The organism is Streptomyces anatolicus (assembly GCF_019400875.1).
GTDB classification, from domain to species: Bacteria; Actinomycetota; Actinomycetes; order Streptomycetales; family Streptomycetaceae; genus Streptomyces; species Streptomyces anatolicus.
This window is the reverse complement of sequence record NZ_WMBF01000047.1, coordinates 1-22,938: the sequence shown is the minus strand read 5'-3', so window position 1 is coordinate 22,938 and position 22,938 is coordinate 1. Positions and strand designations below refer to the sequence as shown.

Below are 22,938 nucleotides of genomic sequence, written 5' to 3'. Positions count from 1 at the left end.
GTTCGTGTTCTCCACCCCGCCGACCCCCAACGGCGACCTCCACCTCGGCCACCTCTCGGGCCCCTACCTCGGTGCCGACGTCTACGTCCGCTACCAGCGCCTGAGCGGCAACCAGGCCTGGCACCTGACCGGCAGCGACGACTTCCAGAGCTACGTCGGGGCCGTCGCCGAGCGCGAGGGCTCCACGCCCGCCGAGGTCGCCGCCCACTTCTCGGCCGAGATCGCCGCGACGCTCAAGGCGATGGACATCGAGGTCGACCAGTACTCGGTCACCAGCGTCGACGAGGGCTACTCCGAAGGCCTCCAGAGCTTCTTCTCCCGCCTCGTCGAGTCCGGCCAGGTCGCCCCCAAGGCGACGCCCGCCCTCGCCGACTCCAAGACCGGCGAGTACCTGTACGAGGTCAACGTCGGCGGCACCTGCCCGGGCTGCTCCCACCGCGCCGGCGGCAACATCTGCGAGGAGTGCGGCGAGCCCAACCTCGTCGCCGACCTCGTCGACCCGGCCTCCGGCATCAGCGGCGACGCGCCCAAGCACACCGAGGTCGAGCGCTACACGCTGCCGCTGCACGAGTTCGCCGACGCCGTCGCCGACCACCACCGGCTCGGCCGGGTCCCGGCCCGGCTGCGCGAGCTGGCCGAGCGCGTCTTCGCCCGCGAGACGCTCGACCTGCCGGTCTCCCACCCCTCCGACTGGGGAGTGCGGCCCGCCGAGGACGACCTGGGCGGACAGGTCATCTGGGTCTGGCCCGAGATGAGTTACGGCTTCCTCCACGGCATCGAGCGGCTGGGCGCCGGTGCGGGCAAGGACTGGTCGCGGGAGGAGCCGTCCGCCGACTGGAAGATCGTGCACTTCTTCGGCTACGACAACAGCTTCTACCACGCGATCCTCTACCCGGTCCTGTACCGGCTGGCCTTCCCCGGGTGGAACCCCGACATCGACTACCACGTCAACGAGTTCTACCTCCTGGAGGGCGAGAAGTTCTCCACCAGCAGGCGGCACGCGATCTGGGGCAAGGAGATCCTCACCCCCGACAGCGTCGACGCCGTCCGCTACTACCTCTCCCGCACCCGCCCCGAGGGCGAGCGCACCGACTTCCGGCGCGCCGAGTTCGACCGCGCCCGCACCGAGAACCTGGTCGGCGAGTGGGAGGGGTGGCTCACCGGTCTCGGCGAGCGGATCGACACCCACTTCGACGGCGTCGCCCCCGACGCGGGCACCTGGACCAGCGAGCACACCGCCTTCCTGGCCCGCCTCTCGCTGCGGCTCGACGAGGTCACCGCCGCGCTCAACCCCGAGGGGTTCTCGCTGCGGTCCGCCGCGGCCGCGCTCGACGGCATCGTCACCGACGTCCGCGCCTTCTCCCGTCAGCAGGCCCCCCTGGCCAAGGCCGACAGGTGGAGCTCCGAGGCCCGTACCGCCCTCGCGCTCGAACTGGCCGCGGCCCGCCTCCTCGCCACCGCCGCGGCGCCCCTGATGCCGCGCTTCTCGGCCAAGCTGGCCGGCGCGCTCGGCATCCCGGCGATCGCCACCTGGCCCGAGACGGCCGACCTCGTCGAGCCCGGCAGCCGCTGCACCCTCTCGGGCACCCGCTTCTTCACCACAGACGAGCAGCGATGACCGAATCCCTCATCAACCGCGTCATCGCCACGCGGCCGGCCCACGACGGTGTCCTCACCGTCACCGGCCTCGGGCACCGCACCACCCTGCCGCTCGCCGAGTTCCACGACCGGGCCAGGGCCGTCGCCGGGGCGCTGCGCCGCCGGGGTGTCGGCGCGGGCGACCGCATCGGCATCCTGTCGGCCAACCGCCTCGAGTGGGTGCTGCTCGACATCGCCGCCCTCATGCTCAAGGCGCAGACGGCCGGTTTTGAACCCGGCAAGTTCCGTCCCGACACGGAACTGATCGAGCGCTACGGCCTCGACCTGCTCTTCACCGACGCCCCGCTGGCCGATGACGCCCCCTCCCGGGCGGTGCCGATCTCGGCGGTCGCCGGTTACGCCGATGAGGAGATCACCGAGGCGTTCGACCCGGCCGAGTGGGGCGCCGAGGAGTGCTCCACCGTCAAGTTCACCTCCGGCTCCACCGGGGCCCCCAAGGGACTTGAGGCCACCGTCGGCAGCATCGACTCGTCGCTGCGCGCCGTGCAGAGCCTGTTCGACCACCGGCCGGGCGACGTCATCCTTTCGTTCCTGCCGCTCTCGCTGCTCCAGCAGCGCTACTGGCTCTACTCGGCGCTGTACTGGGGCCACGACTTCACCATCACGACCTATCAGTCGGTCTTCGCGGTGATGTCGTCCGTGCGCCCCACCGTCGTCATGGGCGTCCCGGCCTTCTTCGACAGCGCGAAGCGGCACCTGGAGGCGGGCATCGCCGCGGGCGCCGAACCCGCCGCGGCGGCCGCCGAACTCTTCGGTGACCGCGTCCGCTACCTGTGGACGGGCTCGGCCCCCGCCGACGCGACCACGCTCAAGTTCTTCGGCGAGGTCGGGCTGCCCCTCTTCGAGGGCTACGGCCTCAACGAAACCTGCATCGCCACCAAGAACCACCCGGGCGCCCACCGTGAGGGCAGCGTGGGCCGGCCGCTCGACGGCAAGGAAATCCTCATCGACGAGGAGGGCGTCGTCTGCGTCCGCAGCGACCACCCGGTCAACACCGCGTACACCTACGCCGCCCCGGGCGACAGCGAGAAGATGTTCAAGGCGGGCGGCGTCGTGCGCACCGGGGACCTCGGCCGCCTCGACGAGGACGGATTCCTGTACATCCTCGGCCGCTCCGACGACGTCATCGTCCTCGACAACGGCAAGAAGATCATCGTCAGGCCCGTCGAGACCCGCTTCCGTGACACGGGCGCGGTGGCCGAGTGCGTCCTGTACTGCCCGAGCCAGGCCGGTCTCGTCGCCGTCGTCTCCCCCCACCCGGGCCCGGTCGACACCGCCGCGATAGGTCAGGCCCTCGCCTCGGTCAACGCCGCGTCCGAAGCCGATGAGCGCATCACCCGCGTGATCGTCGCCGACGAACCGTTCACCGTCGACAACGGGCTTCTCACCTCTCAGTTCAAACCGATCCGCAAGCGCATCGCCGACCGCTACCGCGATGACATCGACAACCCGAAGGCAGGTATCAATGCCCACTGACCTGGACACCCTGGCCCGCGAGAAGCTCTCCCAGGTGCTGCGCGACCACCCCGAGCCCGCGAGCCTCGACCGCGACGAGGACCTTGTGCAGACCTATGGGCTCACCTCCCTCAACAAGGTGCTGTTCCTGACCTCCCTGTGCAAGGCGGCCGAGGTCGGCCTGGACAACTTCACCGAGGACGACCTCTCGCGCATGCGCACCCTCGGCGATGTCGTCGACGCCCTCCGGCCCCACGCCCCCCAGCCGACCGCCCAGAAGGGATGAGTTCCGTGACCCGCACCGCCTGGAGCGAAAGCGCCTCCGCACTTCTTGAGAACGAGCACGTCGAACTCCATCCGATCTCGGAGGACGACCGTGAACCCATCCGCAAAATCGCGTTCGACTCCCAGATCTGGACGTACTTCGTCTCCCGCGTGGAGAGCGACGCCGACTTCGACGCCTTCTTCGAGGCCATGCTCGCCGACCAGAAGAGCGGCAAGCGCGCGGTCTACGTGATCGTCGACAAGAGCACCGGCCAGGTCGCCGGAAGCTCCAGCTACGGCAATCTCGCCGAGGCCGACGGCCGCCTCGAGATCGGCTGGTCCTGGCTCGGTGTCGACTTCCAGGGCAAGGGCATCAACCGCTGGGTCAAGTACCTGCTGCTCCAGCACGCGTTCGAGGACATGGGCGCCGAGCGCGTCGAGTTCAAGACCGACGTCCTCAACGCCCAGGCCCGCGCCGGACTGCGCAAGATCGGCGGTTACGAGGAAGGCGTCATGCGCAGCTTCAACCCCATGCCCGAGGGCAGGCGCCGCGACGCGATCTACTACTCGGTCCTGCGCGCCGAATGGGCGTCGGTCAAGGACCAGTTGAACCGGCTCGGCAGGGCAGTCAACCCGTGCGCGTGAACAGCGTGCCGCTCCTTGAGCTGTCCGGTTCGCCGCGCGCCCGGGGGATCGCCCACGGGCGCGCGCTTGCCGGGCGGCTCCGCGGCTTCCTCGACGACTCGCTCGCCCGCCTCGGCCACCTCGGCGACCGGCCGGTGGACCTCGACTCGCTGCGCCCGGACATCGCCGCCCACCGCGACGCCGTCGTCGCCGCGCTGCCGGACCTCGCCGAGGAGACCGACGGCCTCGCCGTCGGCGCCGGAATCGACCGCGACGCGGCCTGGCTGCTGCAGCTCCGCCGCGAGCTGCTGGGCTACAGCCGTGTCACCGCCGGGGACTGCACCACGTACGCCTCGGTCAGGGGCGGGCCCGTGCTGGCGCAGACGGTGGACCTGAACGGCGACCTCGACGACCAGATCGCCGTCCTGTCGGTCACCGGACCGCGCCGCCGCTCCCTGGTGCTCAGCTTCGGCGGCCTCCTCGGCTACCTCGGCGTCAACGACGCGGGCGTCGCCGTCGGCCTCAACCTCGTCCTCGGCGGCGAGTGGGCGCCGGGAGTACCGCCGTATCTGGCGATCCGGCACGTCCTGGACAGCGCCGACAGTGTCGACGAGGCCGTCCGGATGCTCTGCGACCTGCCGCTGGCCAGCTCGCGGTCGTTCATGGTCTGCGGCGAGCGGCGGGCCGTATGTGTGGAGGCCCTGGGCGCGGAGCGGCGCGTACTCGAAGGCGATGACCTGTCGCACACGAACCACTTCCTGGACCCGGACTTCGCCGACCGGGACGAGATCAACATCTTCGCCAAGAACTCCTCGCGGCGGCGCCTGGAGACGGTGCGAGAGGCGGGCGTCCCCGAGCCGGGTGACACCGCGGGCCACCACCGGCTCCTGTCGACGCCACCGATCCTCGTGCCGGACAACGGCGACATCCGGCGCGAGCGGACCGTCGCGGCCGTGATCATGCGCCCGGATATCGGGGAGTTCCGGCTCTGGCCGGGCGACCCGTCCAAGGTGCGGGAGCAAGTGCACTCCCTGCGGTGACCGCCGCCGCGTCCTCATCAGGCAGAAGGTCCCGCACACGGAAAAGGACCCGCCCACGCAGAAGGACCCCGCTCCGAACGAGCGGGGTCCTTCTGCGTGGGGGTCAGCGGCCGATGAGGTGCTGCTGGTCCTTGGGGCGCAGCCGCAGACCGTGCTGGCCGCCGTCCACGGCGAGCATCGTGCCCACGGAAGCGCTGGAGAGCGGGCTCGCCAGGTAGGCGATCGCGCCCGCCACCTCGTCGGCCGTCACCAGCCGGCCCGGCGCCAGGAACGACTCCATGGAGGCCCGCGCGGCCGCCGGGTCCGCGGTCCCGTTCAGCTGCTTCTCCACCCACGGGGTGTCCGTGGTGCCCGGGGCGACGCAGTTGACCCGGATGCCCTCGCGGGCGTGGTCCGCCGCCATGGCCAGCGTCAGGGAGTACACCGCGCCCTTGCTGGTCGAGTACAGCGCACGCATCTGGTGCCCGGCCCACGCCACGATCGAGCAGGTGTTGACGATCGCCGCCGCGGGAGACTTCCGCAGATGCGGCAGCGCGTGCCGGGAGACCCTGACCATGCCGACCACGTTCACGTTCAGTACGTGCAGCCACTCGTCGTCACCGTTGGCGGCGACGTCGCCGACGGCGGGGATGCCGGCGTTGTTCACCACCACGTCGAGCCTGCCGAAGCGCTCGACGACGGCGTCCACCGCCGCCTTGACCTGGGCGTCGTCGCTGACGTCGGCCTCGATGCCCATGATGCCGTCCGGCAGGCCGTCCGGCTTGAGGTCGAGTACGGCGACCGAGGCGCCCCTGCTCTTGAGCAGTTTCGCCGTGGCCAGACCGATTCCTTGCGCACCGCCGGTGACGATCGCGACGAGTCCTTCGAAGTCACTCACTGGTTGTCTCCTGTTGTTTCGCCATTGGAGGGTCAGATTTCGCTGCGTCCGCCGCCGGTACGGCCGGGGCCCGCAGCCGCAGACAGAGCAGGGCGCTCAGCAGCCCCAGCACGCCGGTCATGGTCCACAGCGTCCAGGGGGCGAACGCGTACACGGCACCGCCGATGACCGGCCCCGCGCCCGTGCCGACCGTGTAGGCGGCGCCGTACAGCCCTTGGTAGCGCCCGACCATGCCGGGCGGGGTCAGACTCACCAGGTGGGCCTGGACGATGGAGGAGTACACGATCTCGCCGAACGTCCAGATCAGTACCGCCGCGGCCAGCAGGCCCATCCCGCTCGTGAAGCCGGTCAGCGTGAGACCGACACAGGTGAACAGGTTGCCCACGGCCAGTACGTACTCCGGCCGGAACCGCGAGATCACGCTGATGATGGGGAGTTCGAGCACCACGACCATCAGGCCGTTGAGGCCCATGAGGAGACCGAAGTGGCGCTCGTTCAGGCCCACGTCGCTGACGTGCAGGGGCAGGCCGACGGTGGTCTGGATGTAGACGAACATGGCGAACACGGTCATCAGCAGGAACCGCACGAGGGTGGGGTCGGCGAGCGCCTGCCGGTACCCGATCGCCACCTCCGCCTGCTTCTCCGCGTCCTCGGGGTCGGTCTTCGGCGGATTGGTGTCCCGCAGCAGCAGCGCCACGAGCAGGCCGAAGAGCAGCAGCGCGGTGGCCTCGCCCAGGAAGAGCCCCACGTACGAGATGCTGGCCACGACGCCGCCGAGTACGCCGCCGAGGGCGGCGCCGATGTTCATCGCGAACCGCAACACGCCGAAGGCGGCGAGGCGTTGCTTGGTGCCCGACACGGCGTCGACCAGCACCGCGGCCATCGCAGGCCGGTGGATCTGTGACGTCACGCCGATGAGCCCGACCACGATGACGATGGCCGGGAGCGGTGCGACGAACGGCACGAGCGCGGTCAGCCCGGAGGTGGACACGACGGACAGCAGGATGGCCGGGCGTCTGCCGATGGTGTCGGCGAGATAACCGCCGATGACGTTGCCGAGCACGCTGCCGAGACCGGCCGCGCCCAGCACGAGCCCCGCGGCCCCCGCGGAGTGCCCGCGCTGGGTCAGGTAGAGCACGATGAACACGGGCAGGAAGCTGCCCACCTGGAGGATCAGGCTGCCGAGACTGATGATCCAGACCCGGCGGGGCAGGCCGCGCAGAGTGTCACGGAAGCGTGGCTCGTCGACGCCTGACCGGTCGGTTGCCTCGGTACTCACGCGTGCTCCAGTTCGTATGTCGGAACGGTCTCCGGACGGAAGGCTCTGGTCGCCTGCGCGCACCGGGGCGCGGCGTGGCGCGACACCGCACGCCACGCACCGCCCCTACGCCGGTCGCCGGCCTCTCGGCCGGCCGCGCCGGCCACGTGCTACTCGCCCCAGTCCTCTTCGACCTCGGGCGCGAGGGCGAGCACCGCCGGACTCAACGCCACGATCTCTAGCTCGCTTCGGCAGCCCGCACAATCGATGATCTCGTTGAGCCGCGCCGATTGGCTGATCTGTACCTGGTCCTCACACTCCGGACAGGCCTGCATGGTGGTCATGTGACGGTTTCCTTTCAATCGGTTGTTCCGGAGCGGACCGCCGTATAGGGGGCGGTACTGACCGGCAACCGGTCTGCCGCATCGAAAGGGACGCTACGACCGCTTCGACACAACGGGAGTCCGCGACAAGCGCATTCGCGGGGACACATCGTGTTGACCTTTCTCCCCTGCGGCTACGCATCTCGTTTACCCCGGCGTGCACCCCCGCCGTGCCACTCTTGATGCTGGTTCGAGTGTTTCTTGATACCCCGCGAACGAGCTGAACGTGAAGACGACTGGGAGAGTTTGAATGCCGCTTGATCCGACCGTTGCGGGAGTCCGGGACTATCGTGTCGCCACCGGGTTCACGCCGCTTTACACAATGTCGGTGGACCAGGCCCGGAAAGCGGATCGGGAGACCGAGGCCGAGAACTGGGATTGGCACGAACAGCCTGCAGAGGTATTCGATCTGGATATCCCGGGTCCGACCGCCCCCCTGACGCTCAGGGTCTACCGTCCGAAGAGCGAGAGCGAGGGCCCGCTCCCCGTCCTGATGTATTTCTTCGGCGGCGGCTGGGTCGTCGGCTCGCTCGACACATCGGACGCGATCTGCCGCGCGCTGGCCGGCAAGGTCCCCTGCGTGATCGTGTCCGTGGGCTACCGGCTGGCGCCCGAGCACCCGTTCCCGGCCGCCATCGACGACTGCTACGCCGCCGTGAAGTGGGTGGGCGAGAACGCCTCACAGCTCGGTGGCGACAGTGCGCGCATCGGCCTGGCGGGGGACAGCTCCGGCGGCAACCTCGCCGCGGCGATGGCCCTGATGGCCCGGGACGAGAAGGGTCCGGCGATCGCCGCCCAGGTGCTCGTCTACCCGCCGATGGCCAACGACGCGGTGACGAAGTCCATGAGCGACAACAAAGACCCCATGTTCTTCAACGCCCATTCGTCCGAATGGTTCTGGAGCCGTTACCTCTCCGAGCCCGCCGACGGCGATTCCCCTTACGCCTCACCGCTCAAGGCGGCCGATCACAGCGGGCTTCCCCCGACGCTGATGATGACGGCGGAGTTCTGTCCGCTGCACGACGAGGGCGAAGCGTACGCGGACGCGCTCTCACGCGCGGGCGTACCGGTGGAGTACCACCGCTATGCGGATCTTCCGCACGGTTTCCTGGCCCTGTCGTCGATCCTCGACACCTCCAGGAAGGCGTTCGACGTGATCGCCGAATTCCTGCGCGAGCGGCTGGGGTGAATTGACATTGGATGACACCACCGGTGTGGTTCTGCGCGCACCCAGGTACGTGCTCGGCGAGACCGAGGTGGACCACACCGACATCAAGGGTTTCGCCGATTTCATCGACGAGCGGCAGATGATGCCCGACGCCGATATGTGGGGCTGGGGCGCGGTGCACACCACGGCGCTCGACACGGCCGCCCTCGCGGTGGAAGCGGGCCGCCGGACCCTGCGCGCGGCGGGCGTCGAGCCGTCCGGGGTCGACGCGCTCGTCCTGTGCTCCACCACGTTCCCCGCCGAGGTCGAGGCGCACGGCGAGCTGATCGCGTCGGTGCTCGGCGGGCTCGGACTCGGCCCCGTGCCGGTCACCGGCGTCACGCTGAACCGCTGCGCGAACATGCTCTCCGGGCTGCGCGTGGCCGCCGGGATGGTCGCTTCGGGCCGCCACCGGACCGTACTGGTCATCACGGCGGACCGGGTGGCCGCCGAATCCGAGCGGCTCACCGACTTCGCGCTGTTCAGCGACGGGGCGGCGAGCTGCCTCATCTCCCGGCGGGTGGCCGGCGCCCCGGAGTCCTACGAGTGGGTCGCCGACGCGTCGTCCCAGGACCCGGCCGCGCTGGGCCGGGGCAACGAGATCAGCGCCGATCTGGCCAGAGCCGCCAACGAACAGCTCTTCGCCGAGGCCGGTATCGGCATCGAGGCGATCGACGGCCTGCTGCACAACAACATCTTCCTCCCCGTCGTGACGATGAAGGAGGTGCAGGCCGGGTTCGCCCAGTCCCAGTTGGACACCTCGAACATCGCCAGGGTCGGGCACTGCTTCGCCGCGGACCCGCTGATCAACCTCGCCGACCAGCGGTCCGCGGGCACCATCCGGGACGGCGGGCTCTATCTGCTGGCGTCGAGCGTGTCCGGGCTGCGGATGTGCGTCCTGCTGCGAGCCCACATCCATGAAGGAGTCACCGAAGTGCAGAAGAGCGTCGAAGCCTCCCCCGCCACGCTGGAGAACCTGCGGGCCACGGTCCGCAAGGTCATGCAGCTGCCCGAGTCCGAGGAGGTCGACACACGGACCCCGCGCCAGCTCGGCGCGGGCTCCCTGCAGACGGTCGCCCTGCAGTTCCGCATCCTCCAGGAGACCTCGGTCAACGTGGAGATGAGCGAACTCGTCGGCGACCTGAGCATCGCGGACATCGCCGCGCTGATCGACGAGCGCAGGCCGACCGCGACGTGAGTTCCGGGGCAAGCCGAGAGCCGGGGGCAAAAACGCCCCCGGCTCTTCGTGTTGTCGCCGACTCGACCGTCACGTCGGCCAGGCCGGTCACCGGGCCAGGGAGTCCTTGAGGTTCGCGAGCTCCGCGGCGGTGGGCGCCGTGATGCGCAGCCCGGAGACCCGCCCCGGCTGCCGGCCGTCGAGGGCCCGCACGGCCACCCCGTGGTCGAGGAAGAAGCGGTGGTCCGCGATGGGGTCGTCGGTGGCGATGAAGCGGTAGTGGACGGGTACGCCGCGCACCAGGCCGGGGAAGCGGTCGCCGAGGATCTCCTCCAGGCCGAGGGCGTTGGCCAGCAGGGCGGACCGGGTGTGCTCGGCCCACTCGGTCTCGCCCAAAGCGGCGATCGCGAGGACGGCGTCGACGTGGGAGAGCGTCCAGTTGAGCTTGCGCTCGGCCACCCTGCGGAAGATGTCGGGGTTCAACGTCCACAGCGCCCCGGTGCGCGTGCCGGCGATGCCGAAGAACTTGTTCGGGGAGCGCAGCACCACGACATTGGAAAGGCCGCTCTGCGTCATCGAGAGTTCGGCGTGATCGGGCAGGAACTCGATGTACGCCTCGTCGACGATCAGCACCGAATCCGGGTTGGCCCGGCAGATTTCCATCAGGTCGTCGCGGTGCAGATAGAAGCCCAGCGGATTGTTCGGATTGGACAGGAATACGTACGGCCGGGTCCGCATCCCCAACTCCACGCGCTCAAGGCGCGATTGGGCCGTCTCCGCGGTTCCCGACGGCGGGTCGAGATGCACGGGGAACCGGCGGATGGTGTCGGTGTAGTCGGGCGTGACGACGGCGACCTGCTCGGTGGGGAGGAGCTGGGCGAGGACGCGGATGAATTCGGTGATTCCCCGCCCGGGTATCAGCCGGTCCGGCGACGCGCCCATGAACTCCGCATAGGCCTCGGTGAACCTCTCCTCGTCCCCGTAGGGGTGCGCGAGAAGGTGTTCCGGCTTGATGCAGCGCAAGGCGGTTTCCACCGCGGGCGGCGGGCCGTAGCGGTTCACACAGGTGCCCAGGTCGAGGAATTCCCGGTCGGGGAGGCTTCTCAGGTCCCCGCCCTGTGCGTCCAGTACTGTCGGCGCGTTCTCAGTCACGGCATGTCCCTACAGACGTTGCGGATGATGGATGGAATGGCGTGAAACGGTCGGTGTCACACGGCCGACGGTTCGGCGAGCACGGCTCGCATCTCCCGCAGATATCCGGGGACGTTGAGCAGGAAGGCGTCGTGACCGGCGGGCGAGGTGGTGTCCCGGTGGTGGGTGACCGTCGTGAGGCCGGTGGCCGTCAACTGCGCCAGGAGCGCGTTGGTGACTTCCTGGCCGAAAAGCCGGTCCGAGGCGAAGCTGAACACGTGGACCGCCGGATCGTTCTCCGGTGCGATGGCGTGCGGGCGCTCGAAGGCGGTGAACCGGTCCATCGCGGTCGTCAGATGGAGATAGCTGTTGGCATCGAAGCGGTCCACGAACTTGCGGGCCTGGTGTTCGAGGTAGCGCTCGATGGCATACCGGCCGTGGGCCGGGCCGGTGGGTTCACGGCCGGGCTGGACGGCCCGCCCGAACTTGCTCTCCAGCGATTCGGGCGACATATAGGTGAGGTGGGCGACCATCCGCGCGATGCCGAGGCCATCCCGCGGCCCCGGCCCGATGAGGTCGTCCACGTAACGTCCGCCGTCGAAACAGGGATCGGAGCGGATCGCCGCCCTGCTGATCGCGTGGGCCGCGAGGCCGTCGGTGGTGAGCCCGGCCGCCGTGCCGATGAGCACGAACCGCCGGGCGTCGCCGGGGTGGCGCAGCAGCCACTCCAGCGCCTGCATGCCGCCGAGCGAGCCGCCGACCACCGAGTACAGCCGTTCGATGCCGAGGTGGGCGAGGAGTGCCCGGTGCACGGTGACCATGTCCGCGACCGTGACCTCGGGGAAGTCGGGGCCCAGCGGGCGGCCCGTCTCCCCCGGTGAGAGGGGGCCCGTGGTGCCCGCGCAGCCGCCGAGGACGTTGGCGCTCACGACGTGGAAGGTGTCGGTGTCGATCGGGCGGCCGGGCCCGACCATCACGTCCCACCAGCCGGGGATGTCGTCCGGGTCGTGCCGTGCCGGGTGTGAGTCCCCGGTCAGGGCGTGGCAGACGAACACCGTGTTGTCGCGGTGGCGTGAGGGGGTTCCGTACTCCTCGTAGGCGACCTGCACATGGGAGAGCGAGCGGCCCGACTCCAGAACGAGCGGATATTCCGGAGTGAAGAGAGTGGCGATCTTCAGATGGCGGCTGAGATGCGCGGGGACGCCGTAGGTGGCGGTCCTGTGGTCCTCGGTGACGGGAAACGCGTTCAAGGTCTTGTCCTCCAGAAGTCAGCGGCCCGCCGCGTGTTTCCGGGCAGCGTCACCGAAAGCGCGGAAGATCTTCCTGGAGAGCCGGTCCGTGGTGGCATACCACTCGGGATGCCACTGCACGGCTAGCGCGAAGGCACGGCTGTCGGTGACGGATACCGCTTCGATGACACCGTCGGGGGCTTGCGCCTCGATCCGAAGCCCCGGCCCCAGACGGTCGATGGCCTGGCCGTGGAGAGAGTTCACCCGTGCCGAGGCGGCGCGGCCGGTCAGCTCGTACAGCGTTCCGTCCGCGTTGATCCGTATTGCGTGTGCGGGCAGGTACTGCTCGTCCCGCGGGAGTGAGAGGTCCTCGCGGTGGCCGTCGACGACGCGCAGGGTGCCGCCGTGGGCGACGTTCAGCTCCTGCAGCCCCCGGCAGATGCCGAGGAGCGGCAGGCCCGCCTCGACGGCCGCCGGGATCACCGCGAGCGCCAGCGTGTCGCGGTCGGTGTCGAACGGGCCCGGCCCGTCCGTCGCCGCGTACCGCTCCGGGGCCACGTTCGTCTCGTGGCCGCCGAGCACCACCGCGTCGAACCGGTCCAGCTGGTCGACGAAGGTGTGGCCGGGCCCCGGGATGAGGGCGACGGTGCACTCGGCCGCGTCCTCCAGCGCGGCGACGTAGGCGTGGCGTACGGCGTCGTGGGGCACCTCGTCCCAGGTCTCGGCCGAGCACGCGAGGGCGACGAGCGGGCGGGTCATGAGCCGTCCAGCGCCTGACCGAGGTCGGCCAGCAGGTCGTCGATGTGCTCGACGCCGACGGCCAGCCGGATGGATCCCTGGGTGACCCCGGCGGCCAGCTGCTCCTGCTCGGGGAGCTGGGCGTGCGTGGTGGACGCCGGGTGGGTGGCGAGCGAGCGCACGTCGCCGACGTTGGTCACGTGGGAGATCAGCTGAAGGGACTCGATGAACCGGCAGCCTGCCTCGCGTCCGCCGGTCAGCTCGAACTGGACGAGCGGCCCGCCGTTGCCGCCGAAGTAGCGTGCGGCGAGCCGGGCTTCCTCGCCGGTGGCGAGGCTGGGGTGGCGTACCGCGCCGACCTTGGGGTGGGAGGCGAGGAAGGCGGCCACCGCGGTCGCGTTCTCGCCGTGGGCGCGCATCCGCAGGTGGAGGGTTTCCAGGCCCTGGAGCAGCAGCCAGGCGTTGAAGGGGCTGAGACAGGGGCCGAGGTCACGCAGGAGCGTCTCGCGGGCCTTGAGCAGATAGCTGCTGCGGCCGAGCGGGCTGTCCAGGCCCTTGCCGGTACGCGTCCACACCGCGCCGCCGTGGGCCGCGTCCGGCTGCGTGAGCAGCGGGTGCCTGTCCGCGTGGGCCTCCCAGTCGAAGCGCCCCGAGTCGAGGATGAGCCCGCCGAGGGTCGATCCGTGGCCGCCGATGTACTTGGTGGCGGAGTAGACCAGGATGTGGGCGCCGTGTTCGATGGGCCGGCAGACGTACGGGACCATCGTGTTGTCGAGGATCAGCGGTACGCCCGCCTGCTCGCCCAGCTCGGCGACGGCCTCGATGGGGAAGACGCTCAGCCGCGGGTTGGGCAGGGTCTCGCCGAAGTAGCAGCGGGTGCGCTCGTCCGTGGCGTCGGCGAAGTTCTTCGGGTCCGAGGGACTGACGAAGCGGGTCTCGATGCCGAACCGCTTGAAGGTGTTGGCGAGCAGGTTCCAGGTGCCGCCGTACAGCTCGTTGGAGCTGACGATGTTGTCGCCCGCCTGGCAGAGGTTGAGCAGCGCGAGGGAGATCGCCGCCTGCCCGGAGGCGACGGCGAGCCCGGCCGCGGCCCCGTCCACGGCGGCCATGCGCTCTTCGAGCACGTCGCAGGTGGGGTTGTTCAGCCGTGTGTAGGCGTGCCCGTCCTGCTGGAGGTCGAAGATCCCGGCCGCGTCGGCCGCGCTGGGCAGTTCGTAGGCGGAGGTCTGGAAGATCGGCGTGACGACCGGCGGGGTGATGCCGAGCCGCCACTCGTATCCGCCGTGGATGGCCGCCGTCTCGGCGGCGCGGAATGTCTTGCCTCGTGCGGGTACCTCAGGCCGGGACACCGTTGTCCTCCTCTTCTCGGACCATGGAGCGGACGATGGCGGTGATCGCACTGGGCTGCCCCTGCGGGCCGCGGTGCCACAAGCCGCCGAACTGGGCGTCCACTTCTACGTACTTGGGGTCTCTCATCCGTATCTCGCGCGCCTGGGGCAGCTTGTAGAAGGGCGTGCGCGGGTCGAGGTGGTGCTCCAGGTGGAAGTGGTCGTTGTGGATCCCGGTGAGCAGCCGCTCCCAGAGGCGGCTCTTGCGGTTGCGCGTCATGTAGAGGTCGACGGAGGAGTCGCGCACCAGAGGCGTGTGCTCCGACAACTCGATGTACCAGCCCAGAATCTGAAAACTCGTCAAGTAAGGAATGACCCAGAAGAGCAGCAGTTCGAAGAGCCAGTCCCCGTACCAGGCCGCGCCGGAGACGGTCGCCCAGAACACCCAGAAGCCGAGCCCGTCGAGTATGCGCTTGCGCCGCTGCACGGGATTGGTGGGGGCGGCCGTCTTCTCCGCGCCGGTGAGCACCCGGTAGCGATTGCGGATGAGGTAGCGGATGTAGGCCCAGGTCTGCGAGCCGAAGATCGGCATGAGGACGACCCGCCGGATGTACGACGGTGCCGGGGACTGCTTATAGGCGCCCTGCTCGATGAAGAACCGCAGATCCGGATCGAGGTCGGGGCTGCCGAGACGCGGGTGGTGGGTATAGACGTGCGACACCTTGTACGCGTAATGCTGCTGGAAGATCGGGTATGCGGTCAGCACCGTACCGACGGTCATTTGCAGCGCGCGGTTCTTTATCCCCACCCCGTGCGCGCAGTCGTGCAGAATCGTGGACAGACCGCGCTGCCTGGCACCGATGATGAGTGCCGCCAGGGGATAGAACCAGTACGAGCCGTAGACGCACAGCAGCACGCAGCCGGCCATCCACACCAGGTCCTCGACCCACGCGAGCAGCGCATGCCAGTTGTCGGGTGTGTTCAACGCCTTCAGGTCGTGTGCCACATCCGTCGGGAAGCGATACATGGTGTATCGCCGACCGGTGTACGCCCAGGCCGTTGTGTCAGTACTCACTCGCCCCCCTCGCTTGTGATGCGGTAATCAATCTTGTTCCGGACGGTCTCCACGCGTTCACGCAACTGACTCACAGAATCGGCGGTGACCGCGAAGCGGAGGAAGAAGTTCTCCTGCTCCAGGTCGGTGATCCGGTATCCGTTGGTGATTTGTGCGCCGACCATGCCGGGCAGTTCGCGCAGATCGTCTTCTGTGGTGCTGACCTCGACGGTGCCGAGTTCGTCGCCCTCCATGTCGATCCAGCCGACGACCGGCCGTTCGCGAAGGGGCATCGGCCCGTCGAGCTTGAATTCGCCGAGTGCCATGGAGACGACGGCCTCGATCGGGTCTATTCCGCTGATCTCGCGGACCGCCGCCGGGATCATGCCGCCGCCGAAGCGCGGATTGATCTCGATGAGTTCCGTCCTGCCGTCCTCGGTGGAGCGGCCCTCGAAGTGCAGCCAGAACTGGTCGAGGCGCAGATCGGCGCAGAACGCGTTGACCTTCTCGCAGAGGACCCGCACGCCCTCACGCACGTGCTCCTGCTCGGGCGGATGGAATTCGAGACCCGCGTCGTGGTGCTTCACCTGGTCGTGCTCGGGCTTCTCGACCGTCAGGAGCGGATGGAATTTCCCGTCGACGACGGGGCCGTCCACGGAGAACTCGACTCCGGGCAGATACTCCTCGACGATCAACTCGGTGCCGGCGAGACCCGCTGCCGCGAGACGGTCCTGGTAGGCGCGGAGTTCATCCGGCCCATTGACGCGGCTGACCAGCCGGGAGGCCCCGGAATCGCGGGCGGGTTTGACGATGGCGGGAAAGAAGTCAACTGTCGCCGGATCGCCGGAGAAACGCATGTCGGAAAGGCCGAGCGTCCGCATATGCTCGCGGACGAGCACCTTGCTGAGCAGCACATGGCGGCTCTCGTCGGCCCCCGGAACGGCGTAATGCGCGGCCACGGCCATCTGCCAGTGCGACAGCGATTCGAGGAGGTTGACGACGGCGACGGGTTCGATGCCGCGCTCTTCGAGCCGGTCCGCGAGCACGGAAAGCTCCTCGCCGAACCAGTCGAACACGACATGGTCATCGCATTTGTCCCGGTGCCGATTGTCGGGCAGCTCGGATACGAGCACCGAACGCAGGCCGCGGGCGCGCAGTTGCCCGGCGATAAGAGGTACACCGCCGAAGTGTTGCTTGGAGAAGATGAGCACGGATTTCAAGCCGCTACCTCCCGAGGTCTGGTGTGGTGGGGTCTACCGAAAGCCCGGCAGCTTGGAACCCGACGACCGGATTCGAGGGTGGCATGGGCCGGGTTCGGGCCGAGTAATCCGGACGCGTAGTCGTGCGGCGGCAATGTCAGTCGGGTGCGTCATGGTGGTTGCGTTTTTCGCGGACGCGCCGGGCGCCGGCCGCTACGTAAGTTGCTTTTTCGATACGGCGGTTGGGTTGTGCCGTCCGGTCGATCGAGTACTTCCAGCGTCGGGAGGATGTCGTGGTGGTGGCCTTGAGCGGGTCTGTGAGCGGGGTGTGCCGGTGATCCGGGTTGCGGTGGTGGGTGCGGCGGGTTATATCGGCGGTGAGTTGTTGCGGTTGTTGATCGGGCATCCCGAGGTGGAGGTGGTGGGGGCGGTCTCCTCGCGTTTCCCGGGTAAGCGGGTCGATGGGGTGCATCCGAATCTGCGGGCCGCCACCGATCTGCTGTTCTGCTCGGCCGAGGAGGTGACCGAGTGCGACGCGGTGTTCCTGGCGTTGCCGCACCGGGTGGCGATGGGGCAGGTGGAGGAGTGGAGCCAGCGGGCGAAGCTGGTCATCGACCTGACCGGTGACTTCCGCCTGAACGACACGGCCGTGTTCGAGCGGTATTACGGGGAGCAGCACCAGGCGCCGCATCTTTTGGACGAGTTCGTGCCCGGTCTTCCCGAACTGCACCGCGAGGCTCTGCGCGGCGCGGACATGGTGAGTGTGCCGGGCTGTATGGCCGCGGCCGGGGTGCTGGCGCTGTATCCGCTGATCGCCCGTGACCTGATCGACGTCCAGGCGGGGGCGCAGTTCGATGCCCGTACCGGCTCCAGCGGCTCGGGCGCCACCGCGGGCCCGGCCAACCTGCATGCCGAACGCAGTGGCGCGATGCGCGTGTTCGCCCCCACCGGCCACCGGCACGAAGCGGAGATCACCCGCCACCTGGGCCTGCCCGCGGCGATGACCGCCACCGGCGTCGAGGCGGTACGCGGCGTGCAGACCATCTGCCACGCCACCCTGCGCCCCGGCGTCGACAAACAGACCGTGCGGCGCGCTTTCCGCGAGCAGTACGCGGACGAGCCGTTCGTCCGTGTCGTCGCCCACCAGCGCGGCATCTTCCGCTATCCGGACCCCAAGATCCTGCTGGGTTCCAACTACTGCGACGTCGGCTACGCCCTCGATGAGGACGCCGGCCGCCTGACCACGATCGCCGCCCTGGACAACCTCGTCAAAGGCGGCGCCGGCAACGCCCTGCAATGCCTCAACATCCGCATGGGATGGCCCGAAACCCTCGGCCTGACCTTCCCCGGCCTCCACCCCCTCTAACCCCCGGCACATCGGAGAGACCGTGACCAGCAAACCGCTGACCGTCGTCAAATGCGGCGGCAATCCCGCCGTGGACGCCGCGGGCATCTGCGCCGACATCGCCCGCCTCGTCCACGAGGGACACTCCATCCTCCTCGTCCACGGAGGCTCCGGCGAGATCGGACGCCTCGCCGGACGGCTCGGCGTCGCCCAGCGCACCCTCGTCGCCCCGGACAACGTGTCCACGCGCTACACCGACCCCGACACCCTCGAAGTGGTCGTCCTCGCCCTCGCGGGCGCGGTCAAGCCCGCACTCGTGGCGGAACTCTCCCGCCACAAGGTGCCCTCGGTCGGCCTCACCGGAATGGACGGCGGCATGCTCCGCGCCCGCCGGAAGTCCGCCGTGCGCGCCGTCGTCGACGGCCGTACCGTCCTGGTCCGCGACAACCACAGCGGCCGGATCACGATGGTCGACACCGAACTCCCCGAGACCCTGCTGAAGGCCGGTTACGTACCGGTGGTCTCGCCGCCCGCCATCGACGAGAACGACCGGCCCGTCAACGTCGACGCCGACCGCGCCGCGGCGGCACTTGCCGCCGCGCTCGGCGCCGACCAGCTCCTGCTGCTCACCGGCGCACCCGGCGTCCTCGCCGACGTCGACGACCCCACCAGCGTGCAGAGCACTCACCAGATATCGCCCACCGGCCCGCCCGACGCGTCCGCCACCGGCGGCATGGCGCTCAAACTCATCGCCGCGCGCGAAGCGCTCACCGGCGGAGTCACCACCGTACGCATCGCGGACGGACGCACCCCCGAACCCGTGAGCCGAGCACTCGCGGGGGCCGGCACCACGGTCCACGTCTCCAGCGCGGGGGCGCCGACTCACAGCTCACGCACAAGGGAGATCCGCACATGAGCGAACCGAATGGCACACCAGCCGAGTGGCAGGGCGGCACGGTCTGGCTGACCGGGCTGCCGAGCGCGGGCAAGACCACCATCGCGAGGGGTCTCGCCGAGCGGCTGCGCTCCGCCGGGCACCGCGTGCAGGTGCTCGACGGCGACGAGGTCCGCGCCGCCCTCTCCGCGGAACTGGGCTTCTCGAAGGAGGACAGGGACACCAACGTACGACGCATCGGTTACGTCGCCGGGCTGCTCGCCGGGCACGGCGTCACGGTGCTCGTGCCGGTCATCGCCCCTTACGCGCTCTCCCGCGCGGCCGTGCGTGACCTGCACGCGGAGCGCGGGGTGCCCTACCTGGAAGTACACGTGGCGACCCCGGTGGAGATCTGCGCCGACCGCGACGTCAAGAGCCTCTACGCCAAGCAGGCGGCGGGCGAGCTGAGCGGGCTCACCGGCGCGGACGACCCCTACGAGGCGCCGGTCGACCCCGATCTGCGTATCGACACCCAGCACCAGACCGCCGACGAATCGGTCCGCCAGGTGCGCGCGCTGCTCACGGAGAGGGGTCTGTCATGAGCGCCCCCGTGCAGGAAGCGCCCACCGGGCACATCGGTCCGCGGGTGGACGCGGTGCCCGCGATGACGCACCTCGAGATGCTGGAGGCCGAGGCGGCGCACATCTTCCGCGAGGTGGCGGGGGAGTTCGACCGTTCGACGCTGCTGTTCTCCGGCGGCAAGGACTCGATCGTCATGCTGCACGTGGCGCTCAAGGCCTTCGCCCCCGCGCCCCTGCCGTTCTCCCTGCTGCACGTGGACACCGGCCACAACTTCCCCGAAGTGATCGCCTACCGCGACCGGATCGTCGAGAAGCACGGCCTGCGGCTCGACGTGGCGTCCGTGCAGTCGTACATCGACGAGGGAACGCTGCGCGAGCGGCCGGACGGCACCCGCAACCCGCTCCAGACCCTCCCGCTGCTCGACGCCGTCCGCGACGGCCGGTTCGGCGCGGTCTTCGGCGGCGGCCGGCGCGACGAGGAGAAGGCGCGCGCCAAGGAGCGGGTGTTCAGCCTGCGCGACGAGTTCGGCGGCTGGGAGCCGCGCAGACAGCGCCCCGAGCTGTGGCAGCTCTACAACGGACACCACCTGCCCGGCGAGCACTTCCGCGTCTTCCCGCTCTCCAACTGGACCGAGCTCGACGTCTGGCAGTACATCGAGCACGAGAACATCGAGCTGCCGGAGATCTACTTCGCCCACTGGCGCGAGGTGTTCCAGCGCGACGGCATGTGGCTGGCGCCCGGCGAGTGGGGCGGCCCCCGCGACGACGAGTCCGTGCGCGAGCGCCGGGTCCGCTACCGCACGGTCGGTGACATGTCCTGCACCGGCGCGGTCGACTCGTCGGCCGCCACGGTGGCCGAAGTGATCACGGAGATCTCCGCGAGCCGCGTGACCGAGCGCGGCGCGAGCAGGGCCGACGACCGGATGTCCGAGGCAGCCATGGAAGACCGCAAGCGAGAAGGGTACTTCTAGACATGTCAACGGGCGCCGCGGAAGCGGAAGTTCAGACGTATGCCACCAGCGGCCTGCCGGGCGGGCTGCTGCGGCTCGCCACCTGCGGGTCGGTCGACGACGGCAAGTCCACCCTGGTCGGGCGGCTGCTGTACGACACCAAGTCCGTCCTCGCCGACCAGGCGGCGGCGATCGAGGAGGTGTCCCGCAGGCGGGGGCAGGAGGGACCCGACCTGGCGCTGCTCACCGACGGCCTGCGGGCGGAGCGCGAGCAGGGCATCACCATCGACGTGGCCTACCGCTACTTCGCGACGCCCAGGCGGCGGTTCATCCTCGCGGACACGCCGGGCCATGTGCAGTACACCCGCAACATGGTGACCGGCGCCTCCACCGCGGACCTCGCGGTGATCCTGGTCGACGCGCGCCAGGGCGTGGTCGCGCAGACCATGCGGCACGGCGCGATCGCGGCACTGCTGCGGGTGCCGCACGTCGTGCTCGCGGTCAACAAGATGGACACCGTCGGCTACCAGGAGTCCACCTTCACCGCGATCGCTGACGAGTTCACCCGGCGGGCCCGCGAGCTGGGCATCACCGAGGTCACCGCCATCCCGATGTCCGCGCTGACCGGCGACAACGTGGTCGAGCCCTCGACCAGGATGGACTGGTACGGCGGCCGGACGCTCCTCTCCCACCTGGAGAGCGTGCCGCTCGGGACGGAGTCGGCGAGCAGGCCGCTGCGCCTGCCGGTGCAGTACGTGGTCCGCCACCCCGCGCCCGACCGGCAGGTGGTGGAGCGCTGGCTGGCCGGACAGGTCGCCTCCGGTCTGCTCCGGGTCGGCGACCCCGTGGTCGTACGCCCGTCCGGCGCGACCAGCACGGTCGCAGGCCTCAGCGTGCTCGGCAAGGAGACCGACAGCGTGTGGGCGTCGCAGTCGGTGGCCGTACGCCTCGCCGACGACATCGACATCTCCCGGGGTGACATGCTGACCGCGGGCCCGGCCCCCCAGATGCTGCGGGAGATCACCGCCCGCGTGTGCCATCTGCACGACCGCCCGCTGCGCGCGCGCCAGCGTGTGCTGCTCAAGCACACCACCAAGACGATCCCCGCGATCGTGGAGCGGATCGACTACGGCATGGATGTCACCGACGGCAGCAGGCTGCCCGCCCAGGACGCCCTCTCCGTCAACGACATCGGCGGGGTGCGGATCCGCACCGCGGAGCCGCTTGCCGTCGACGACTACCGGGAGAACAGGCGGACCGGCTCGTTCCTGCTCATCGACCCGCAGGACGGGGCGACGCTCGCGGCGGGAATGGTCGCTTGCTGACCCGCTGAGGCTGCATGTTAATGTAAGGGTCTGCATGATTATCGACCCAGCCATTGACCCAGTGCCGTCGGGGCTGGTCAGACTTCGGAGGTAGTGCCGTGACGATTTCGGGCCTCAAGGGGCGCAGCCTGCTGTCCCTGCGCGAGTTCAGCGGCGACGAGATCCGCGAGCTGCTGGTCAAGGCGGCCGACCTCAAGGAGCGCACGGCCCTCGGGCAGAACGTGCCCGCTCTGGCGGGCAAGAACATCGCCCTGATCTTCCTGAAGCCCTCCTCCCGTACGCGCGTCTCCTTCGTCGTCGCCTCGACGCAGTCGGGCGCGCACCCGGAGATCTTCAACGGCGACGACATCCGCTTCGGCGTCAAGGAGTCCGTGCGGGACATCGCGCGGGTCTTCGGCCGGGTCTTCGACGGCATCATGTTCCGCGGTTACGAGCACGCCACGGTCGCCGAGTTCGCCCACTACGCGGGGGTTCCCGTGTGGAACGGCCTGTGCGACAGCTACCACCCCACCCAGGTCCTCGCCGACCTGCTCACCCTGCGGGAGAACTTCGGCGACCTGACGGGACTGCCGCTGACGTACGTCGGTGACGGCCGCAACAACATGGCCGTCACCCTCGCCATCGCCGCCGCCAAGCTCGGCCTGGACCTGCGCATCCTCGCGCCCCAGCCGCTCCAGCCCGACCCCGAGCTGATCAAGGAGCTGCTGGCCGGGCGCGAGTCCGAGCAGGCCCGGGTCCTCGTCACGGACTCGCGCGAGGAGGCGCTGCGCGGCTCTGCCTGCGTCTACGGCGACGTCTGGGTCTCCATGGGCGAGGAGGACCAGACGCAGGAGCGCATCGACCTGCTGCGCGACCTGAAGGTGACGAACGACCTGATGGCCCTGACCGGCCGCGAGGACAGCATCTACCTGCACTGCCTGCCGGCCTTCCACCTCCTGGACACGGAGACCGCGATCGCCCACCCCGACATCCGCGAGGTGGACGACGACGTCTTCGAGGGTCCGCGGAGCAGGGTCTTCGACCAGTCGGAGAACCGCATGCACACGGCCAAGGCCCTGATGCAGCTGACCATCGCGGGCTGAGCCCCGCCGCACACGGCAGAGAGCGCGCCCCCTGGCAGTCCGGGGGCGCGCTCTTCTGTTGCCGGGCGGGCCGTCAGCCCTGCCAGCTGTGCGGCGCCCGGAAGTCGTCGCGGCGCCAGGCCGTCGTGGGCGGTGCCGGGCGGGAGGTGGTCCGGGGC

The 22,938-nt window shown here is 69.6% G+C and carries 22 protein-coding genes; 13 read left to right on the top strand and 9 right to left on the bottom strand.

The features are described 5' to 3' along the window. From GKQ77_RS07645 to GKQ77_RS07625, 5 genes are all read left to right on the top strand, one after another. Window positions 1–1,618, top strand: a 1,618-nt coding sequence (locus GKQ77_RS07645) for a class I tRNA ligase family protein (RefSeq protein WP_219687950.1), incomplete at its 5' end; no start/stop codon positions are given. Then, entirely contained in the window at window positions 1,615–3,135 is a 1,521-nt protein-coding gene (locus GKQ77_RS07640; protein ID WP_219687949.1) for an AMP-binding protein, read from the top strand. The genes GKQ77_RS07645 and GKQ77_RS07640, both read left to right, overlap by 4 nt. Then, window positions 3,125–3,400 (top strand): acyl carrier protein, encoded by a 276-nt coding sequence (locus GKQ77_RS07635; protein WP_125514847.1) that lies wholly within the window; start codon window positions 3,125–3,127, stop codon window positions 3,398–3,400. The genes GKQ77_RS07640 and GKQ77_RS07635 overlap by 11 nt, the downstream gene beginning before the upstream one ends. 5 nt (window positions 3,401–3,405) lie before the next feature. After that, a complete protein-coding gene (locus GKQ77_RS07630; protein WP_308117577.1) occupies window positions 3,406–4,023 on the top strand; it encodes a GNAT family N-acetyltransferase in 618 nt (205 codons plus the stop codon). Further along, a complete protein-coding gene (locus tag GKQ77_RS07625; RefSeq protein WP_308117576.1) occupies window positions 4,014–5,042 on the top strand; it encodes a C45 family autoproteolytic acyltransferase/hydrolase in 1,029 nt (342 codons plus the stop codon). The genes GKQ77_RS07630 and GKQ77_RS07625 overlap by 10 nt, the downstream gene beginning before the upstream one ends. Window positions 5,043–5,145: 103 nt before the next feature. Here GKQ77_RS07625 and GKQ77_RS07620 read toward each other — a convergent pair whose 3' ends face one another. The 3 genes from GKQ77_RS07620 to GKQ77_RS07610 form a co-directional block, all read right to left on the bottom strand. Next, window positions 5,146–5,919: an SDR family NAD(P)-dependent oxidoreductase gene (locus tag GKQ77_RS07620; RefSeq protein WP_125514844.1), complete on the bottom strand. Its 774-nt coding sequence runs from the start codon at window positions 5,917–5,919 to the stop codon at window positions 5,146–5,148. Continuing rightward, window positions 5,912–7,198, bottom strand: a complete 1,287-nt coding sequence (locus GKQ77_RS07615; RefSeq protein ID WP_219687946.1) for an MFS transporter — start codon at window positions 7,196–7,198, stop codon at window positions 5,912–5,914. The genes GKQ77_RS07620 and GKQ77_RS07615 overlap by 8 nt, the downstream gene beginning before the upstream one ends. 149 nt (window positions 7,199–7,347) lie before the next feature. Beyond that, a complete protein-coding gene (locus tag GKQ77_RS07610; RefSeq protein ID WP_240659914.1) occupies window positions 7,348–7,521 on the bottom strand; it encodes a lysine biosynthesis protein LysW in 174 nt (57 codons plus the stop codon). 289 nt (window positions 7,522–7,810) lie between these two features. On the opposite strand from GKQ77_RS07610, the gene lipP1 reads away from it, so the two are divergent. Next, the gene (gene lipP1 / locus GKQ77_RS07605; RefSeq protein ID WP_219687945.1) at window positions 7,811–8,749 is read left to right on the top strand and encodes a LipP1 family hormone-sensitive lipase; all 939 of its coding nucleotides are present in this window, start codon (window positions 7,811–7,813) and stop codon (window positions 8,747–8,749) included. Window positions 8,750–8,756: 7 nt separating this feature from the next. Continuing rightward, complete coding sequence (locus tag GKQ77_RS07600) at window positions 8,757–9,965, top strand: beta-ketoacyl-[acyl-carrier-protein] synthase family protein (protein WP_258020978.1); 1,209 nt, start codon at window positions 8,757–8,759, stop codon at window positions 9,963–9,965. Window positions 9,966–10,052: 87 nt separating this feature from the next. On the opposite strand, the gene GKQ77_RS07590 is transcribed toward GKQ77_RS07600, so the two are convergent. Genes GKQ77_RS07590 through GKQ77_RS07565 form a run of 6 tightly spaced genes read right to left on the bottom strand, consistent with a single transcriptional unit; the run spans window position 10,053 to window position 16,635 of the window. Next, complete coding sequence (locus tag GKQ77_RS07590) at window positions 10,053–11,096, bottom strand: aminotransferase class I/II-fold pyridoxal phosphate-dependent enzyme (protein ID WP_219687944.1); 1,044 nt, start codon at window positions 11,094–11,096, stop codon at window positions 10,053–10,055. Window positions 11,097–11,152: 56 nt separating this feature from the next. Further along, the gene (metX, locus tag GKQ77_RS07585) at window positions 11,153–12,325 is read right to left on the bottom strand and encodes a homoserine O-acetyltransferase MetX (RefSeq protein ID WP_219687943.1); all 1,173 of its coding nucleotides are present in this window, start codon (window positions 12,323–12,325) and stop codon (window positions 11,153–11,155) included. 18 nt (window positions 12,326–12,343) lie between these two features. Further along, window positions 12,344–13,063, bottom strand: a complete 720-nt coding sequence (locus GKQ77_RS07580) for a gamma-glutamyl-gamma-aminobutyrate hydrolase family protein (protein ID WP_219687942.1) — start codon at window positions 13,061–13,063, stop codon at window positions 12,344–12,346. Then, window positions 13,060–14,391 carry an O-acetylhomoserine aminocarboxypropyltransferase/cysteine synthase family protein gene (locus GKQ77_RS07575; protein WP_219687941.1) on the bottom strand — a complete coding sequence of 444 codons (1,332 nt, stop codon included), beginning with the start codon at window positions 14,389–14,391 and terminating at the stop codon, window positions 13,060–13,062. Before GKQ77_RS07575 ends, GKQ77_RS07580 begins: the two co-directional genes overlap by 4 nt. After that, the gene (locus tag GKQ77_RS07570; protein ID WP_219687940.1) at window positions 14,378–15,445 is read right to left on the bottom strand and encodes a fatty acid desaturase family protein; all 1,068 of its coding nucleotides are present in this window, start codon (window positions 15,443–15,445) and stop codon (window positions 14,378–14,380) included. The genes GKQ77_RS07575 and GKQ77_RS07570 overlap by 14 nt, the downstream gene beginning before the upstream one ends. Further along, window positions 15,442–16,635, bottom strand: coding sequence for an ATP-grasp domain-containing protein (locus tag GKQ77_RS07565; protein ID WP_308117578.1), 1,194 nt, complete (start codon window positions 16,633–16,635; stop codon window positions 15,442–15,444). Before GKQ77_RS07565 ends, GKQ77_RS07570 begins: the two co-directional genes overlap by 4 nt. A 322-nt stretch (window positions 16,636–16,957) precedes the next feature. Between GKQ77_RS07565 and argC the strand changes: the two genes are divergently transcribed. The 6 genes from argC to argF all read left to right on the top strand — a co-directional run bounded on the left by argC (window position 16,958) and on the right by argF (window position 22,780). Next, window positions 16,958–17,989: an N-acetyl-gamma-glutamyl-phosphate reductase gene (argC, locus tag GKQ77_RS07560; RefSeq protein WP_219687938.1), complete on the top strand. Its 1,032-nt coding sequence runs from the start codon at window positions 16,958–16,960 to the stop codon at window positions 17,987–17,989. A 22-nt stretch (window positions 17,990–18,011) separates the two neighbouring features. Further along, window positions 18,012–18,884: a [LysW]-aminoadipate kinase gene (locus GKQ77_RS07555; RefSeq protein ID WP_219687937.1), complete on the top strand. Its 873-nt coding sequence runs from the start codon at window positions 18,012–18,014 to the stop codon at window positions 18,882–18,884. After that, entirely contained in the window at window positions 18,881–19,444 is a 564-nt protein-coding gene (cysC, locus tag GKQ77_RS07550; RefSeq protein ID WP_219687936.1) for an adenylyl-sulfate kinase, read from the top strand. The genes GKQ77_RS07555 and cysC overlap by 4 nt, the downstream gene beginning before the upstream one ends. Next, window positions 19,441–20,394, top strand: coding sequence for a sulfate adenylyltransferase subunit CysD (gene cysD, locus GKQ77_RS07545; protein WP_372459842.1), 954 nt, complete (start codon window positions 19,441–19,443; stop codon window positions 20,392–20,394). Before cysC ends, cysD begins: the two co-directional genes overlap by 4 nt. Before the next feature lie 2 nt (window positions 20,395–20,396). Continuing rightward, window positions 20,397–21,698: a sulfate adenylyltransferase subunit 1 gene (locus tag GKQ77_RS07540; RefSeq protein ID WP_219687935.1), complete on the top strand. Its 1,302-nt coding sequence runs from the start codon at window positions 20,397–20,399 to the stop codon at window positions 21,696–21,698. A 98-nt stretch (window positions 21,699–21,796) separates the two neighbouring features. Further along, complete coding sequence (gene argF, locus GKQ77_RS07535) at window positions 21,797–22,780, top strand: ornithine carbamoyltransferase (protein ID WP_219687934.1); 984 nt, start codon at window positions 21,797–21,799, stop codon at window positions 22,778–22,780. Window positions 22,781–22,938 lie beyond the last annotated feature (158 nt).